This window comes from Alteromonas sp. Cnat3-28 (assembly GCF_022348265.1).
GTDB lineage: Bacteria > Pseudomonadota > Gammaproteobacteria > Enterobacterales > Alteromonadaceae > Alteromonas > Alteromonas macleodii.
Genome location: NZ_JAKREY010000011.1, coordinates 130,176 through 147,700, shown reverse-complemented (window position 1 = coordinate 147,700; position 17,525 = coordinate 130,176). Strand labels below are relative to the sequence as shown.

Sequence of the window (17,525 nt, the reverse complement as noted above, 5' to 3'; positions counted from 1 at the left end):
ATCAGGTGTTTACAGGTTTATCAGCGTTTCCCATTACCCCCTTTAAACAAGAAGCTATTGATTACAAAGCGTTTAAAGGGCTTGTTGATAATTTGGCTTCGGCGAATGTAGATTCAATTTGCGCGATAGGTTCAACTGGGCTGTATCCTTATCTAACGCGAGAGGAAAAGTACGACGTAGCAAAGCTCGCCGTTGACCACGCAAATGGCATTCCTGTTATGGCAGGCGTTGGGGCGCTTCGTACCTATGACGTGCTAAAAAACGTTGAAGCTGTGCAGCAAGCAGGTGTTAATGCTGTGCTGTTAGCACCCGTTTCCTATCAAGTGCTTAACGAAGAAGAAGTGTTTGGCCTATATGAGGCCGTGAGTCACGAGGTATCTGTGCCTATCTGCGTTTACGAAAATCCTCGTGTGACTAATTTTACCTTCAGCGATGATTTATACCGCCGTATTGGAAAATTACCGAATATCGGAGCGATTAAAATACCCGGAACTCCATTTGCCAAAAGCGCAATGGATAATAGTTCGAGCAAGGATATCTCCCCCTCTGAAGTAAGCAGTAGCGAAGGCGCTCGTCGATTAGCATCATTGCGAGAGATAATGCCTGGACACATTGCTATAGGCGTGAGTGGTGATAGTTTTGGCGCAGCAGGATTGAGCGAAGGTTGTGACCTTTGGCTTTCCGTTATAGGGGGGATATTCCCGCGAACTGTAATGCGCATAATCGACGCCGCTCAGTCTGGTAATGCTGTTGATGCACAGGCTCAGTCACAAGCGTTAAGCGGAATATGGAGCATGTTTGCGCGCAATGGCGGCGGCTTACGTGTGGTTGCAGCCGCGGCAGAAATTCTGGGCTATTGTGAAACGCCTAGCTTGCCTGCACCCTTCTTACCTATCGACAAGAAAGAGTACAGCGAGCTGGAACGTATTATCGCGCAGTTGTCGTTAAGCTAGCCCTGCGTATATATCTGCTCAGCGCGGTTAAACAGAAGCCACGACGTTAGAATGTACTTGTCGTTACTTTTTGGAATTTGGCCGCGGTGTGTGTGAGTAAAATAGGCAGGCGCAATCACCATTCTGCCTGCTTTGGGCTTAACCGCGCGGTTTTGATAATAAAATTCCGTCTCGCCGCCTTCTTCCACATCATTTAAGTAGTACATAAACAGCAACACGCGGTGCAGCGCATCGTTATGTTGAAGTTGTGGATAGACTTCTGAATGCCAGTATGGGTAGCCACCATTGCCCGCGGTGTAGCGCTGTGCATTTACATCGCCAATCCGAAACAGGTAATTCACCAAATTAGCCAAATTGGGTTTACCCACTTCATCAAAATTTTCACCTGTTACTTTCACCGGTTCGCCGGTTTTAGGGTGGCGTACGGTTAAGCCAATAGGCCCAACAAGCGCAAAATAGTACTTTTCAATGTAGGAGACCAGCTGCTGCCCAGTGTGCTGCATCACTTGCTGAAATAAGTCTTTAAATTCCGGGTTGCGGCTTATCGACACATCCATGCTGCGCTTTTTATCTAAGTCGACGCCACCACCGGTGCGGCCTTGAGACAAATTAGGGCTGCTTTCAAAGCGTTCCATGAGTTGTTTGCACAGCTCTGGTGGTAACACATCATCAATAACTTCAATTAAATCGCTCATGGATACCTCGTACTGCGCTTTATTACTGAGTTGGTACTTCTTTAAAGTGAGATTGTAGTTCTGATTTCACTTTATCCGGGATAGGCGCAGAGCGCTGTGTTTTATAGTCAAAATGTACCATGGTGGTAATGCCTGTTGAGCACAGCTTATCGTCTTGCCATAACTCTTGAAACACGTCGAATGCACTGTTGCCTAGCCGGCTAATGTAGGTTTTAACCGTCACAGGTTTGCCATAAAAAATTTGAGCTAAAAAATCGACTTTGTAGCTGGCTAAAATTAGCGGCCAATTTTGTAAGTCTAGTTCAGGGGTAAACATTCTGAAAATAGGCTCTCTGGCTGCTTCAAACCAAGCGACTAATGCTGTGTTACTTACATGCTGTAAGGCATCTGTTTCACAAAAACGTACGTCGAATGACGTAACTAATGGTACTGAATGGCTCATATTTTTTTAGTAGGGTTCGTTGTTTATTTAGCTTTCACTCTAGCATTATGCCGCAGCTATTTCAGTCATTTATCAAACAGTAATTGATCCGGTTGGAAAACATTTTAAACACCTAACCAAAACATACACATTCAAAAATAAGTTGATTTATGCAAATGTTTGCGCAAATATTTGCATAAATGAGTTTGAAGAAAAATCACAAGGTGCCTATTTATGATCAGAAGTCCTCAGTTTGGCGCGATACTGTTGCGTGCTAGCGAGCTTATTGCAACTCAAGGCCAAGAGGTATTTGAAGCGCTTAATATTAGTCTGCCTGCAAATCGTATTTCTCTGGTACTGGCGATTCATACTCAAGGGCCTCTTTCGTCAACTGAGCTAGCAAGTCACATTGGTCTTTCACGTCAACTTATTGAAAGTCGATTGAAGCAAAGTGTTGCAGACGGCTTTTTTGTTTCTGTGCCCGATGAGCGAGATTCGCGAAAGCGCGTATACGATATTGCGTCTGCAGCGAAGGCCGAAGCGGCGCAGATAGTGGAGATAATGAAAGAATTTGAAGACGTATATGATGCGCTCTGGGAAGAAATAGAGGTAAATCTTGAGGCATCACTTAAAACTATGGAACAGGCGCTAAAAAAACAATCACTTCTTACGCGCTTAACTGAACAATTTCCCCATCACTCCAATTCATAATAGGGAACATTATGATTTATCGAATTATTTTATTGTTGTCGCTACTTCTTCCACTAAGCAGCTGCGCACAAAGCCAGGGTTTCAATACGAAAGAAAGCTGGCAAGCCTTTGTTCAAACTGTTGAAGATAACTACGCCTACTTAGATACGGCACCTACCGACTGGGAAGCTTTAAAAGCGTACTACCAACCCCTTGCAATAAACGCGACAACGCAAGAGGAGTTTGTCGACGTATTGCAGGTGGTGAAGCAGTTTTTTATCGACCCGCATTTTAACGTATCACCGCTAAACGAAGCGGACTACAGCGTCACGCCAACGGGGTCTGATATTTGGGTGGAAAAGCAAGGCGATGACTTTGTTATAACACGTATTAAAGCGGGCAGTGCTGCTGCCAATAGCCAGTTAGCCTTAGGTGACGTGATTGTGGGTATTGACGGCGAGTCTACTGAAGCCGCAATACATCGCGTTTTTGGAAACACATTGCTACCGCTTACTGACGCACATAAAACGTGGGCGGTTAATGTGGCTTTAGGTGGTCGTCGAAATCAAGAAAGACACATTGAAGTGGCGTCTGATTTTGATGATGCCAAACGCGTGCAATTAGCAGCTAGCTACGACGCTATTAATCTACTTCGAACAAAAGCTCCTCTGGTAGTTAAGCAGAAAGAGGGAATAGGGTACATACGCTTTAATAATAATCTAGGTAATTCTGAAACCGTTCGTGCGTTCAAAGAAGCCCTTGAGTCACTTGAATCAACCCAAGGGTTGGTGATTGACCTGCGCAATACGCCGAGCGGGGGAAACACTGGGGTGGCTGAGCCTATTTTGGGGCACTTTGTAAATGCCAATACCGCATATCAAGGTTACAAAATTCAAAATGCGGGTAAACCCTACCAAGAAGCAGAGCTACACATGGCCCATGTTACCCCTTCATTACCTTATTACAGTAAGCCAGTAGTGGTACTCGTTGGCCATTGGACCGGCAGTATGGGAGAAGGTATGGCTATTGGCTTTGATGCCATTGGTGCAAAGGCGGTAATCGGCACACCCATGGCTGATTTACTTGGCGGGATAAATCAATTTCAACTACCTGATTCGACCATAACTTTAGAGCTGGGTTTTGAACGTCTTTACCATGTGAACGGCTCATATCGAGAGGACTTTGTGCCCCAGGCGGTATCTTGGGACGGGCATACAGCCAGTGACTCAGAATTAAATGCTGCAATAGCTCTGTTAAAAGCAATATAGCTCAATTACATACAAAGCTAGAAAGCACTTTCGTATTTACTTACAATCCGCTTCTAACTTTTTGAGCGAACATACTATGACTGCGATTGGGATTGACTACGGTACATCAAATTCTGAGGTTGTGTATTTTGATGGAACGGCCCATCAGCACATCAAACTCGACCCGTTAGATAAGAAGGGCAATAAAATCCGTTCTTCGGTGTTCATCTATTTTGAAGATGAACTGCCGCCGCCTCCTGATGCCATGGTCGAAGCGAAAGTGGCGCAGTTACAGCGCGTTATCAGTGAGCAAATAGATAAGGCGAAGGACGGCTATTATTCGGCAAAAGATCCAAAAGAACAGGCGATGTATAGCGACCGTATCGACTCGCTGCGCGGTGATTTGCACAACAAGCCTGCATTACAGCGTAAAGCTATTGCACAATTGATGCATGCCATGTCGCTAGACGAAATCCCTTTGCTGCGCTTAGTAGAGCACGGCAAGTTTGCGTTTGGTGAAGAAGGGTTTAGGCGCTTTCTTAAAATGCCTGATAAAGGCCGTCTAATTTATTCACCTAAGAACTTTCTAGGCGCCTCGCTAGACGGTGACCAAAAACAAGCATTCATCGGTATTATTGCTAAGCAGTTGGCGTACTTTAAACAGTGTGCAGAGCAGCAGCTAGGCAAGGTTGTTAATAATGCGGTAATTGGCCGTCCAGTTAAGTTTCACGGTACCCGTGGTGAAGAAGGGAACGCGCAGGCCATTCAAATAATGACTGAAGCGGCGACGAAAGCTGGGTTTTCAGGGGTTAACTTCTTAGATGAACCCATAGCAGCGGCGTATAAAATTGAGCAAACCCTACCAAGGGATACCACTACGCTGATTGTCGATATTGGTGGGGGTACCACGGATATTTGCTGTATTAAGCTTTCTCCCGAGCGTTCCAATCAGCTTGATCGCAAAGAGGATGTTCTGTCGGTAACAGGCAGGCGTTTAGGCGGCATGGATTTCGACAAAAGCTTGGTGCTAAAGGCTATTGCCCCAGAAATGGGAATGGGCCTTAAGATGATTAACGGGCTTCCTGTTCCTCCTACGTACTTCTCTGATATGTGCGCGGTTGATAACATTCCTGCACTCACCCGCTTTTTCTCTGACGATTACGGGTTAGATATTTCTCAAACCATGTCTGTGATTAAAGAGCCAGCCCAATTAGAACGCTTGCTTATTGTTCAGGAGAACAAGTTGTCTGCCCGTGTGGTGAACTCGGCTCGATTAGCCAAGGAGCTACTGTCGAGCAAGCAGAACATCACCTTGCCGCTGCACTATATCGAAGATGATTTTGACGTGGAGATTTCGCAAGACTCGCTCAAAAAGGCGTTAAAACCTTGGCTTGATAAAGTGAAAGCGCTAGTGGTGGAATGCTTGGAAAATAGCAGTGAAAAGCCAGAAGTGGTGATGATCACAGGTGGTATGAGTTTATCGCCAATCGTGGTTGATGCGCTATATGAAAACCTACTTACCGGTTTACCTCGATTAGAGAATGACGCTTTCAACTCGGTGTGCGAAGGATTAGCTATTCAAGCGGCGAAGCACGCTTAACCTTTTCTATTCTTTTTTCGATATGAAAAACACTAAGCCTTAGCGTAGTAGCGTTTACTGCGCTAAGGCTTTTTTGATCAGTGCTTAAGGATATTGTGTTCTTTTAGATAAATCGCGATGGCCTCAGGCGACTCGAAGGCTTTTAACAGCATTTCTTGTGCGCGTGCTTTCACATCATTGTCTTCTGATGATGACAGTAGGTGATACCATGTTTTCACTAAGGCTAATGGCGGCGTTTGGTTCATTAGTTGTCGCTCCAGCAATTCTTACTGCAAAAATACACAAAAATCATCGTAACGTATGATTTGCCAATACAAGCTCTGACCAGCATGGAAAAACGTGTAAATAAACGTCATCGCGCACTTCTTACAAGCTGCTGTGTAAATTACACAGCAACAAAATAGAAAACGAGTGCGCTTTACGCTAACGGATTTACCTCGTTACCGGCTCAAGCTTGTGTGAGCATGGGTTTCAGGAATCGACCTGTATGTGAAACTTCTTGTTGTGCCACATGCTCAGGTGTTCCCTCTGCAATAATCTGGCCACCTCCGGATCCACCTTCGGGTCCAAGGTCAACAATCCAGTCTGCGGTTTTAATTACATCTAGGTTATGCTCAATAACCACAACGGTATTACCGTGATCGCGTAGTCTGTGAAGGACGGCTAATAACTGTTTAATATCGTGGAAATGCAACCCGGTGGTTGGCTCATCCAAGATATAGAGTGTTTGCCCAGTGTCTCTTTTTGACAACTCTTTCGCCAATTTCACGCGCTGTGCTTCACCACCCGATAACGTAGTGGCTGCTTGACCTAGTCGAATATAAGACAAGCCCACGTCCATAAGGGTCTGCAATTTACGTGAAATAGCCGGAATAGCATCGAAGAACTGACGGGCATCCTCCACCGTCATTTCTAATACTTCGTGAATGTTCTTATCTTTGTACTTTATCTCTAGGGTTTCACGGTTATAGCGTTTGCCCTGACACACGTCACAAGGCACATATACGTCTGGCAAAAAGTGCATTTCCACTTTAATTACGCCGTCACCCTGACACGCCTCACAGCGACCGCCTTTCACGTTAAAGCTAAAGCGGCCAGGTTTGTAACCCCGTGAACGCGACTCTTGTGTGCCAGCGAACATTTCACGAATTGGAGTGAAAATGCCAGCGTAAGTCGCTGGGTTAGAGCGCGGTGTTCTGCCGATAGGGCTTTGGTCAATATCGACCACTTTGTCTAGCTGGTCTAATCCTGTCATCGACTTATGCGGCGCTGGTTCAGAAGTAGTCGCCTTGTTCAGCTCGCGCTGCGCTATTTTGTAGAAAGTGTCATTTATCAGCGTTGATTTACCCGAGCCCGATACACCCGTCACACAGGTCATTACACCGGTAGGTATACGTAAATCAACAGACTTCAAGTTGTTACCGGTTGCGCCTAAAAGCTCTAGCCACTTGTCGTCTTTAACCGGTGTGCGTGTTGCAGGAATATCAATCTTCTCTCTACCAGATAGGTATTTTCCAGTAAGTGAGTGTTCACTGTTTTTAATGTCTTCCAGTGAGCCTTCGGCAATAATCTCACCGCCATGCACACCTGCACCTGGGCCAATATCTACAATGTAATCGGCTTCGCGAATGGCATCTTCGTCGTGCTCTACAACTAGTACGGTGTTACCCAGGTCGCGCAAGTGCGTAAGCGTGCCAAGTAAGCGTTCGTTATCCCGTTGATGAAGACCGATAGAGGGCTCATCCAGCACGTACATAACGCCCACTAGGCCTGCGCCAATTTGACTTGCCAGTCGAATGCGCTGAGCTTCACCGCCTGATAGGGTATCGGCGCTGCGCGACATAGAAAGATAGTTAAGACCTACGTTTACCAAGAAGCGCAAGCGGTCCATGATTTCTTTCAAAATCTTTTCGGCTATCTGAGCACGTTGACCTTCAAGTTTCAGTGTCTCGAAGAAGCCGTACGCGTCGGCAATCGACATGTCAGCAATGGCTGGCAGGTTGGTGTCTTGTATAAATACATTACGTGCTTCAACACGCAGACGCGTGCCGTTACAGCTGCTGCAGTGCTGCTGGCTTAAATATTTTGCTAGCTCTTCACGCACCGAATTCGACTCGGTCTCGCGATAGCGACGTTCCATATTAGGGATAATGCCCTCAAATGGATGCTTACGCTCCATCACGTCGCCACGCTCGTTTATGTACTTAAACGACAGCGACTTGCCTTTAGACCCGTAAAGCACAATGTCTTGGTGCTTTTTATCGAGCTCTTCAAATGGCGCGGTAAGGCTAAATTTATAATGGTCTGCTACTGCCTGTAGCATTTGAAAATAGTAATAGCTGCGCTTGTCCCATCCGCGAATAGCGCCGCCAGACAAACTCAATTCGGTATTGCCGACTACGCGTGCGGGGTCAAAGAACTGTCTTGTGCCTAAGCCGTCACAGGTAGGGCAGGCGCCCGCTGGGTTGTTAAATGAAAACAGGCGCGGCTCTAGTTCACTAATGCTGTAACCACAGTGTGGGCAGGCGAAATTAGCAGAAAACACAATTTCTTCTGCGTCTTTATCGTCCATATCAGCCACAACCGCGTTGCCGCCAGCAAGGCTCAGCGCCGTCTCGAACGATTCCGCTAAACGCAGCGCCATATCGTCGCGCACTTTAAAGCGGTCAACCACAACTTCGATGGTGTGCTTCTTGTGCAAATCGAGAGGTGGCGGATCGGATAGATCACACACTTCACCGTCGATACGCGCGCGAATAAAGCCTTGAGCAGAGAGGTTTTGCAGCGTCTTAACGTGCTCGCCTTTACGCTCTTTAACAATAGGTGCTAGCAGCATTAACTTACTGCCCTCAGGCATTGCTAACACTTTATCGACCATTTGGCTGACCGTTTGTGCATCTAGCGGCACATCGTGGTCTGGACAGCGTGGCGTGCCCACTCGTGCGAACATCAAACGCAGGTAGTCGTATATTTCAGTGATGGTACCCACAGTTGAACGAGGGTTATGCGATGTTGATTTCTGCTCAATGGATATTGCTGGTGATAAACCCTCAATATGATCAACATCTGGTTTTTCCATCATAGATAGAAACTGACGGGCATAAGCAGACAAAGATTCAACGTAACGACGCTGACCTTCTGCATATAGCGTGTCGAAAGCAAGAGACGATTTACCCGAGCCTGAAAGGCCGGTTATCACCACCAGTTTGTCTCGTGGCAGTGTTAAATCGATGTTTTTCAAGTTGTGGGTGCGAGCACCGCGAATTTCGATTTTATCCATTGAAGCCTAAATGAGAGAAAAAGAATCAGTATGCCATAGGTGTCAAGTAAAGTGATATGACATTCAAGTTATACTGTAAGCGGAGTAAGCAGATCACCTCACGGACATAAGCTTACGATTGGATCTCGCTTATCGACATTGCAAAGTGGTGATTTTATCCCCACTTTTAAACCCCTAGTAAGAAAAAGGGTAGTGCGAGAGGGCTAAATCTACCTCGCGAGCAGAAGAAAATACCAATTGTATTATGCTACACTTCGCGACCTTATTCTTAATGCAGCAGAAACAGGTGTTCTCTGCGCGCTTTTATGTTTTTTTGATTTTATTTATTGAGGGAAACAGACGCTTTGAACGCTTTGGAATTACGCGCTGCGCTTGCACTCGCCTCCGTTTACGTATTACGCATGATGGGGCTGTTCATGGTTATGCCCGTGTTGGCTGTAGCCGCAATGGACTACCCGGATTACTCGCCGCTGTTGGTAGGACTTGCCGTGGGTGGATATGGCCTAACCCAAGCTGCGCTGCAAATTCCTATGGGTATGATGTCTGACAAGTGGGGGCGTAAACCCGTTATTTTGCTAGGGCTTGCTGTATTTGCATTAGGAAGCTTTGTAGCAGCAAACGCCGACAGTATGGCCATGATGATTGTTGGGCGTATTCTTCAAGGCGCTGGGGCTATTGCCGGTGCGATAATGGCGCTGGCTACCGATGTAAGCCGGGAAAGTCAGCGAGCCAAAGTGTTAGCTATCATAGGCATAGCCATTGGCTTTTCATTCTATTTAGCCGTTATTTTAGGACCTCTTATTGCGAACAGCTGCGGGCTTGCAGGTGTGTTTGGTATTACTGGTATTCTGGCCATTCTTTGCATGCCGCTGGTTAAATGGGTAGTGCCAAACGGTGTGCAGCTGAGCAGTGGCGATACACTCCCACAAAAAGACCAGCTAAAGCGCTTAGTCTTCTCTTCTCAGTTATGGCGTTTAAATATCAGCGTGATGATTCTACACATGATGATAACGCTGTTGTTTGTTCAACTGCCCGTTACGCTACTGAATTTTGATATGACGCTAGACAGTCACTGGACGGTCTACTTACCCGTTTTAGGCGCGTCAATTGTAGGTCTAATTATAATGATGGGAGCAGCAAGAGGCCGTACGCCTAAATCGCTCCTTGTAACCGGCGTTGTATTCATGGGCGGCGCGTTTTTGGCGCTGAGTTTAGAGGACCATAGCTGGTGGTGGGTTACCGCGGCCGTAGTGCTTTTCTTTACCGGCTTTAATTATTTGGAAGCGAATTTCCCTGCATTGGTGTCGAGCATTGCGCCTGCGGGACAAAAAGGAACGGCCATGGGCCTCTACGCCAGTTTTCAATTTTTCGGTGCGTTTTTGGGCGGTGTAATTTCAGGTTTCGTCACCGATATTTGGTCGCAAGAGTTCGCTTATGGCATTGGTGCTGCTAGCACTCTGCTTTGGCTTTTTATTATTCTTGGTGTTAAAGAAGTGAGCCGGGTTAAGCGTGTGATGATGAATGGCGATTTTGATAGCTCAAATGTTTCCAGCATTAAAGCCGAGCTGCTGTTAGTGCCTGGTGTGTTGGAAGTGACATTAAACAGCCAAAATAACGCGGTATACCTGAAAGTTGATCGTGATTTTGATGCGGTAAAAGCGCGAGACGTGTTGTCTGCATAGTTTCTTAGGCTTATACCGCCTCTAGTTCGCTTAGCGCATTTCCGCAGTTGTGTAACAGTGAAGACTTTATACGTTTGGTGGCATCATCAATGGCGGTTTTCATTGCATCGATAGCAATCTGATTGCTCTCTTTTTCACTGACACTGGCGTTCACATTCATGCTTTGCCCTCTGAAGGTGGTGGCGGGTGAATACTCATCGGCATAGTCAGGTTTGTACTTAACATTAAGCACCACGGTGGCAACCATATTACTTCCTAAGCTTTTTATAAACGCGCGGTTTAGTACTACTTTAACGCTGTTGGCTGCTTCAATATCTGGGCTGACATTCATCGCTTCTAAGCTTTGCTGTAACAGTGAATAGAGCGTATCTTCTGTTACATTACTGCTTCCAACGAGCAAGTCTTTACTCGACCGTATGTCGATTAGTTCTGCCAAGTTAATTGGACAAGCTTTCGCTTTAGACATGGTTAGCTGATAGTCTTTTCTCTGCGACGCAGGAATTAATGATGAGTCAAGCTCGGGTGGCGTAGACTCGCAGGCAATAAGTAAGGGTAGGGCACAGCAGGCAACAATAAGTCGAGCTGGTGATGTAGCGTAAGACATGGAAAATGTTCTACTTTTCATTAAATTATTTTTGTTTTATGCAGATAAATTATGCAAGTAATATTGTCTTTAGTATAAGAAAGTTTGTATCGCTAAGAAACAGAACAACTGTTGCAAACTGTTACAGCTTGTTTAGCATAGGTGTGGGACTGTTGATTTTGCTGAGCGAGTTTTTAATCAGCGACACAACCATTACACCTATGTAACCTGAATAAAAATTTCGCCATAACCATTCAACACGGACAGTTCTTTAATGATGAGCTTAAAAAACGCGGTAATTAGTGTAGTTGCAAGTGTGTCACTTATTGGGTGCGCAATTAACGTGTCCCCTTCGGCCTTCTTTTATCAAGACACTCAGCAAAAGCCCCTTGATACTACGAAGCTACACGCGGCAATTCAAAAAGACAAAACCTCAGCGGGCATAACCCGTGTTGAAGTTAAAAATGAAGCTGGGTTAACTTTGAGAGGCGTTGCTGTTTCTTACCCTGACCCTATTGTTAACATTGTTTTCTTTGCAGACAATCGTATGCCTGTAAGCGAAAACAACAGCGTTATTCATAGACTGGGTAAGTTGCCCGCTAATATATTGTGGCTCGATTATCAGGGAGTAGGAGCCAGTGATAAAGCAAAGGACTTAAGTATTAACGCTATTAAACAAGATGCGTTAACCCAGTTTGACTATGTAGCAAGTGCGTTTGACGCCTCAATTCCCACTATCGTTCACGGCCGAGGTATAGGCAGCTATTTCGCAAGCTATGTTGCTGCAAATAGAAAGATAGACGCTTTAGTATTAGACGGCGCTTTCAATAACATCTCTGATTTAATTGCCAACATGGTGCCAGGCTTCTCTAATTCATTCACAAACATGAAGCTTCACGATGAAGTTCATAGTATGCAAATAGCCCCAATCTTGCGTCACTATGAAGGACCGCTGTGGCTAGTGGTGGGTGAGGAAGACAAAATAACGCCTTACCCGATTAGTCAGCAGCTATTAGAAGATGCATCAAGTAGCGAAAAGTATATTTCAGTCATTCCTGGTGCGACGCACAACGCAACGCTAAAAAGTGACTATGCCATACAAGAGTACAAACAGTTTTTAGCAAGATTCACTCAGTAATAGAAACCTTACTCGTTGTGGATAAGTAGTGGAAAACCTTGTTGGTAAGTCTGTTAATAGCCATATAGAACAACAGATCACGATCTTTTCATCACTTTCTGGTCGGATCACGAAATGTCAGTTAAATCAAGCGCTGTAGAGCAACTGTGCTCGATCTTAATCTTTTTTGATCGTAAAGCTGTGCAGGATCAGGCAATTTTGCTCTTTGGGGATAAAAGTTCGAGGCAAAACGATCAAGCGGGTATTTTTGTCAATAGTTTCGTGTCATGAAATTTTTAGAACACAGTTGCTCAACTATACATCGAATTACGATTAATCATCCATCAAACTGGCTTGTAAGTGATTAAATAAAATACCCGCCATAGGCGGGTATTTTTTTGGTCTATTAATTTCTGAAAGGAAAGCGAACAGCTAAACCCTAACCATTGAATCTCGTTTTACTACCGTAGGAGTATATTTAAAGGTAAGTCCATCTTCTGGTTTGCTTCCCGAAGCATACTTCAATGCAAGTTCCGCCGCTTTTGCTGCCATCATTTCTACTGGATAACGCAGAGTCGTTAATTTAGGACGACAGTACTTTGCTAACAGCACATCATCGTATCCCATCACAGAAACTTGTTCTGGAACTGAAATACCATGATCCTGCAGCATGGTCATAGCACCAGATGCCATAGCATCGTTATAAGCCAAAACAGCAGTGAATTTTGCACCAGTAGCAAGCAAGTTTTGCATTGCCAGTTCACCACCTTCCTGATCGGGCGTAGCATACTCAATCATGCTTTCAGGCAAGCTTAAATTAGCATTGTTAACTGCGTTTCTAATCCCTTCGAGGCGATGATTAGGATCGTCTATGCGATACTGACTGCTTATCACCGCGACATGTTCATGGCCTTGGTTGATGGCATATTCCGCCATAAGGCGACCACCGGTTACGTTATCAAGCCATACACAACGATTTGCTATCTCTGGTATATAGCGGTTAATTAATACAAAGCCTGGAACTTGGTTTGCAAAACCGATCAGGGTCTCGTCATCAAGTGCTTTGCTGTGCACTACCATGGCTTCTACTCGATGCTCTAGCAGTGTTTCAATAGCGCGAAGTTCAGTCTCTTTTTCAATAGAGCCGGCACTTAATAAAATTTGAACGTTATTTTTGCGGGTAATGGACTCCACACCGTGGGCTAACATAGCGAAAAATGGGTCGTGGAGCTCAGCAATGACAACGCCTAAAGATGCGCTACGTTTGGTTACAAGTGCCCGCGCATTAGCGTTGGGACGATAACCCATTTCTTCCATGATTTTTTTGACACGCTTGCGAGTATCATTGCCCACTTTAGGACCATTATTAATAACTCTTGATACGGTCGCTAATGAAACGCCAGCGGCTTGGGCGATATCTTTTATTGTTGCCATTTTCTTTCAAACTTCGTTTTATTGCGTGGAGTGTCGATTGACCTGATTGCCATAGCGTACATTATATTTACAAAAAAAGATAAAATTCTAACGCTTAGCTTAAGGTGTCTTTCACGGGGCTGAGATGCATTAGAGAGATGAAGAGCGTTAGATTACCTAAGTGGTTTTACCTTCAATGATTGTTAATCAAACCGCTGTAAAAAAGAATGGAAAACGTATAACCTCCTAGACATTCTGAAAGATTGCATTATTCATTAATGTATAAAAAATGTGTGGTAGGTTGGAACGCGTCAGTTTACTAAGCACGTCTTAAGGTAAAAATTTTGTTATGAAAATAAATGTATCTGCATTTGGTGAAGTTGAAGGCGAAGTTATAAACGCCTTTACGTTAACTAACGACAACGGCATGTCAGTTACCTTGCTTAACTACGGTGGAATTATTAAAGAAATTCACTTCCCGAATGCAGAAGGTGAATCGGTAAGTTGTGTCCAAACTTTCGAGACTCTACAAGACTATATAGATGACCCGAGCTATCGCGGTGCGATCGTAGGACGCTACGCAAACCGAATTGGACATGGCTCGTTTGCGTTAAATGGAACAGATTACACCTTAGATAAAAATGGCGGTGAACATAATCTACACGGCGGCCTAGCTGGATTTCATAAGAAGGTTTGGGCGGCAAGCGTCCAAGAGACGCCAGACAGTGTGGCTGTAACATTTACCTTAACTAGTCCTGATGGGGAAGGTGGCTTTCCCGGAACTGTTAATGTAGAGGCATGCTATTCCCTTGATCAAAACAACGAGTTATCTCTTGTGATCACCGCAAACACAGACAAAGAAACCCCGCTTAGTTTCACGCAACATGCTTACTTCACGTTGAGCAACGACCCGCAAGTGGGTAATACATTGCTACATATAGATGCTGACAAAGTAACGGACGCAGATAGCACCTTGCTGCCAACTGGAAAACTGGTCGAAGTTGCCAATACTCCCTTTGATTTCACGAAACCTACAGCAATAAAAGTAAGGGCAGAGCAATCTAATTCCCATCCATTATTTGATAGGGTGGGAGGCTACGACCACAACTATGTACTCCGTGATACGCCTGAGCATACCCCACAAGCAACCGTAAAAGCACTTGATACAGGTATTGCTATGTCGTTATTTACTAACTTGCCGGGTTTGCAGTTTTATACTGGCGGGTTGAAAACCGACGATCAGCTTGGTGCCTTGTGCTTAGAACCACAGCATTTCCCGGATGCACCCAACAAGCCCGAGTTTCCAAACTGTTTCGTAAAACCCGGGGAAACCTTCAAAGCAAGTATGCGATACAAGTTCAGCGCATAGAAATCGTTATGTAGTGACAAAAGAAAATTATTTGTTATCGATTTAACAATTAATTTTCTTTGTTACGCAATTGATAAACGTAGAAGCTTGCTATATCATTATCAGGGTAAACGTTTAACCCTATTTGATGTTGCGCATTAGAGCGTAGCAGGCTAATTCAGAGAGAGTGATTATGGGAACCCCTTTCGACCCTACCAACGATCCACATCGCCGTTACAACCCTTTGTTGGGTGAGTGGGTGTTAGTGTCGCCTCACAGAGCGAAGCGCCCTTGGCAGGGAGCCTCAGAAGAGCCAAACAACGAACAAAAGCCATCTTACGACTCTACGTGTTATTTATGTCCAACAAACACCCGCGTGAATGGTGAAGTTAACCCTGATTACAAAGGTACGTTTGTTTTTCAAAACGATTTTGCCGCCCTTAAGCAAGATACAGAACAAGCCAGTGAGAAAAAGGGGCTGTTTCAGTTCGAAACTGAGCAAGGCTGCAGTCGTGTTATTTGTTTTTCCCCTGATCACAGCAAAACGTTACCTGAGCTTTCCGATGAAGAACGCGTAGACGTAGTCAACACGTGGAAAGCACAAACCGCTGAACTTGGTGAAACCTATCGCTGGGTACAAGTTTTTGAAAACAAAGGCTCAATGATGGGGTGTTCAAATCCTCACCCTCATGGTCAAGTATGGGCGCAGCAGCATGTGCCTACCGACCCAGCGAAAAAAGTCGTGCAGCTACAGCAATACTTTGGTGAAAACGGCACGCCTATGCTGTTGGACTATGCCGAACAAGAGGTCGCGAAGCAAGAGCGAGTCGTGTGTCAAAATGATGATTGGGTTGTAGTTGTACCATACTGGGCCGCTTGGCCTTTTGAGACGCTACTGTTACCCAGATTTGACGTGCAATCTATGCACATGCTCTCGGATTCTCAGTCGCTATCTCTTGCTAAGATCATTGGCGAAATTACAGCGAAGTACGACAACTTATTTGAAACGTCTTTCCCATACTCTATGGGATGGCACAGTGCCCCATTTGATAGTGAAGCGCACCCTGAATGGACGCTACATGCGCATTTCTTCCCACCACTTCTGCGCTCAGCAAGTGTACGCAAGTTTATGGTTGGGTACGAAATGATGGCAGAGGCACAGCGAGATTTGACCCCTGAACAAGCGGCAAACAGATTAAAAGCACTATCCACAGTGCACTATAAGAAACGTGAGAATGCGAATGGATAATCAAGTACTTTCTTCTAATTTTGAAACGCACTACGGCGAGGCGCCAGCGTTAATCGCACATGCGCCGGGTCGAGTGAACATTATTGGTGAGCACACCGATTATAACGAAGGGTTCGTATTTCCGGCTGCAATCAACTTTGGAACGTGGGTTGCGGCAACAAAGCGCGCAGATAATGACATCGTGGTTACCGCGATGGATTACGAAAATCAGCAAAACCAGTTTTCGTTGTCAGACATTAACTATGACGAAGAACAAGGGTGGGCAAACTATGTTCGCGGCGTAGTGAAAGTACTTAAAGAGGCCATGCCAGATTTTGGCGGCGCTAACTTATTGGTTACGGGCAATGTGCCACAAGGTGCTGGGTTAAGCTCTTCGGCATCTTTTGAAGTGGCTATACTAAAAGCGTTAAGCGCGCTGTATAAGTTGCCCCTCGATGGCGTACAGGCTGCACTGTTAGGCCAGAAAGCAGAGAATACGTTCGTAGGCTGCTCATGCGGAATTATGGATCAGTTAATCTCTGCTATGGGTAATGAAGGCATGGCAATGCTGCTTGATTGCCAGTCGCTAGCCATTGAGCATTCACCACTACCAGACTCGCATCAAATCGTTATCATCAATTCGAATGTTAAACGTGGTTTGGTTGACAGTGAATACAACTTGCGTCGTCAGCAGTGTGAACAAGGCGCGTCGTTATTGGGTGTGTCATCGTTACGCGAAGCAACTATGGAAATGCTAGAAGGCGCTAAAGCACATATGCCAGAGGTGGTTTATCGCCGCGCGAAGCATATTGTTACCGAAAACGCTAGAACACTGGCAGCAAGCCAAGCATTAAAAGCTGGCGACATCGAAACGGTTAGTGAAGCCATGGCGCAATCTCACATCTCTATGCGTGATGACTTTGAAATTACCGTTCGCCCAATCGATTACTTGGTTGAGATCATTGGTGAAGTGCTGGGTAAATCGGGTGGTGTTCGCATGACTGGCGGTGGATTCGGCGGCTGCGTAGTGGCCCTTGTACCTACCGACAAAGTTGAAGCGGTGAAGCAAGTCGTGGCCGACAAGTACTCTGATGAAACAGGGTACAGTGCTGATATTTATGTGTGTACGGCTACACAGGGCGCGTTCGCTGTGTAAAGTTAATGAACGCTCTAAAACTACGGGTAATTGGTCAAGAGTATAACTTTTTTACTTGTCTAATCAAATCTAGTTTCCACCAAACCTTAAAGGTCAGCTTTATGAAAAAAAA

Annotated in this window: 15 protein-coding genes; 9 read left to right on the top strand and 6 right to left on the bottom strand. The window is 45.3% G+C overall.

Features of this window, described 5'->3' with window-relative positions; all coding sequences use genetic code 11:
- The first annotated feature begins 5 nt into the window (after positions 1 to 5).
- A complete protein-coding gene (locus MHM87_RS12985) occupies positions 6 to 953 on the top strand; it encodes a dihydrodipicolinate synthase family protein (protein WP_239259443.1) in 948 nt (315 codons plus the stop codon).
- Here the strand turns inward: MHM87_RS12985 and MHM87_RS12980 are convergent.
- Positions 950 to 1,648 carry a 2OG-Fe(II) oxygenase gene (locus MHM87_RS12980; protein ID WP_159118225.1) on the bottom strand — a complete coding sequence of 233 codons (699 nt, stop codon included), beginning with the start codon at positions 1,646 to 1,648 and terminating at the stop codon, positions 950 to 952. The two genes, MHM87_RS12985 and MHM87_RS12980, sit on opposite strands and share 4 nt — an antisense overlap.
- Positions 1,649 to 1,670: 22 nt before the next feature.
- Positions 1,671 to 2,090: a thioesterase family protein gene (locus MHM87_RS12975; RefSeq protein ID WP_014977975.1), complete on the bottom strand. Its 420-nt coding sequence runs from the start codon at positions 2,088 to 2,090 to the stop codon at positions 1,671 to 1,673.
- Positions 2,091 to 2,303: 213 nt separating this feature from the next.
- Between MHM87_RS12975 and MHM87_RS12970 the strand changes: the two genes are divergently transcribed.
- The 3 genes from MHM87_RS12970 (at position 2,304) to MHM87_RS12960 (ending at position 5,606) form a co-directional block, all read left to right on the top strand.
- Entirely contained in the window at positions 2,304 to 2,780 is a 477-nt protein-coding gene (locus MHM87_RS12970) for a hypothetical protein (RefSeq protein WP_239259441.1), read from the top strand.
- A gap of 11 nt (positions 2,781 to 2,791) precedes the next feature.
- Positions 2,792 to 4,027: a S41 family peptidase gene (locus tag MHM87_RS12965; protein ID WP_239259439.1), complete on the top strand. Its 1,236-nt coding sequence runs from the start codon at positions 2,792 to 2,794 to the stop codon at positions 4,025 to 4,027.
- Between the two features lie 76 nt (positions 4,028 to 4,103).
- Positions 4,104 to 5,606: an Hsp70 family protein gene (locus MHM87_RS12960; RefSeq protein ID WP_239259437.1), complete on the top strand. Its 1,503-nt coding sequence runs from the start codon at positions 4,104 to 4,106 to the stop codon at positions 5,604 to 5,606.
- A 77-nt stretch (positions 5,607 to 5,683) separates the two neighbouring features.
- On the opposite strand, the gene MHM87_RS12955 is transcribed toward MHM87_RS12960, so the two are convergent.
- Together MHM87_RS12955 and uvrA are read right to left on the bottom strand one after the other, a co-directional pair.
- A complete protein-coding gene (locus MHM87_RS12955) occupies positions 5,684 to 5,851 on the bottom strand; it encodes a hypothetical protein (protein ID WP_012516741.1) in 168 nt (55 codons plus the stop codon).
- Between the two features lie 203 nt (positions 5,852 to 6,054).
- Positions 6,055 to 8,886, bottom strand: coding sequence for an excinuclease ABC subunit UvrA (gene uvrA / locus MHM87_RS12950; protein WP_014975365.1), 2,832 nt, complete (start codon positions 8,884 to 8,886; stop codon positions 6,055 to 6,057).
- A 344-nt stretch (positions 8,887 to 9,230) separates the two neighbouring features.
- Here uvrA and MHM87_RS12945 point away from each other — a divergent pair, with 344 nt between their 5' ends.
- Positions 9,231 to 10,568 carry an MFS transporter gene (locus tag MHM87_RS12945; RefSeq protein ID WP_239259435.1) on the top strand — a complete coding sequence of 446 codons (1,338 nt, stop codon included), beginning with the start codon at positions 9,231 to 9,233 and terminating at the stop codon, positions 10,566 to 10,568.
- Positions 10,569 to 10,578: 10 nt separating this feature from the next.
- On the opposite strand, the gene MHM87_RS12940 is transcribed toward MHM87_RS12945, so the two are convergent.
- Positions 10,579 to 11,172 carry a hypothetical protein gene (locus tag MHM87_RS12940; RefSeq protein WP_014947873.1) on the bottom strand — a complete coding sequence of 198 codons (594 nt, stop codon included), beginning with the start codon at positions 11,170 to 11,172 and terminating at the stop codon, positions 10,579 to 10,581.
- 253 nt (positions 11,173 to 11,425) lie between these two features.
- Between MHM87_RS12940 and MHM87_RS12935 the strand changes: the two genes are divergently transcribed.
- Positions 11,426 to 12,289, top strand: a complete 864-nt coding sequence (locus MHM87_RS12935) for an alpha/beta hydrolase (protein ID WP_039226852.1) — start codon at positions 11,426 to 11,428, stop codon at positions 12,287 to 12,289.
- 411 nt (positions 12,290 to 12,700) lie between these two features.
- On the opposite strand, the gene MHM87_RS12930 is transcribed toward MHM87_RS12935, so the two are convergent.
- Positions 12,701 to 13,702 (bottom strand): LacI family DNA-binding transcriptional regulator, encoded by a 1,002-nt coding sequence (locus tag MHM87_RS12930; protein WP_014947876.1) that lies wholly within the window; start codon positions 13,700 to 13,702, stop codon positions 12,701 to 12,703.
- A 328-nt stretch (positions 13,703 to 14,030) separates the two neighbouring features.
- On the opposite strand from MHM87_RS12930, the gene MHM87_RS12925 reads away from it, so the two are divergent.
- From MHM87_RS12925 to galK, 3 genes are all read left to right on the top strand, one after another.
- On the top strand, positions 14,031 to 15,050 hold the full coding sequence (locus MHM87_RS12925) for an aldose epimerase family protein (protein ID WP_239259433.1): 1,020 nt from the start codon (positions 14,031 to 14,033) through the stop codon (positions 15,048 to 15,050).
- 172 nt (positions 15,051 to 15,222) lie between these two features.
- Complete coding sequence (locus MHM87_RS12920) at positions 15,223 to 16,278, top strand: UDP-glucose--hexose-1-phosphate uridylyltransferase (protein ID WP_239259431.1); 1,056 nt, start codon at positions 15,223 to 15,225, stop codon at positions 16,276 to 16,278.
- Positions 16,271 to 17,413: a galactokinase gene (gene galK / locus MHM87_RS12915; RefSeq protein ID WP_239259430.1), complete on the top strand. Its 1,143-nt coding sequence runs from the start codon at positions 16,271 to 16,273 to the stop codon at positions 17,411 to 17,413. The genes MHM87_RS12920 and galK overlap by 8 nt, the downstream gene beginning before the upstream one ends.
- Positions 17,414 to 17,525: the final 112 nt, after the last annotated feature.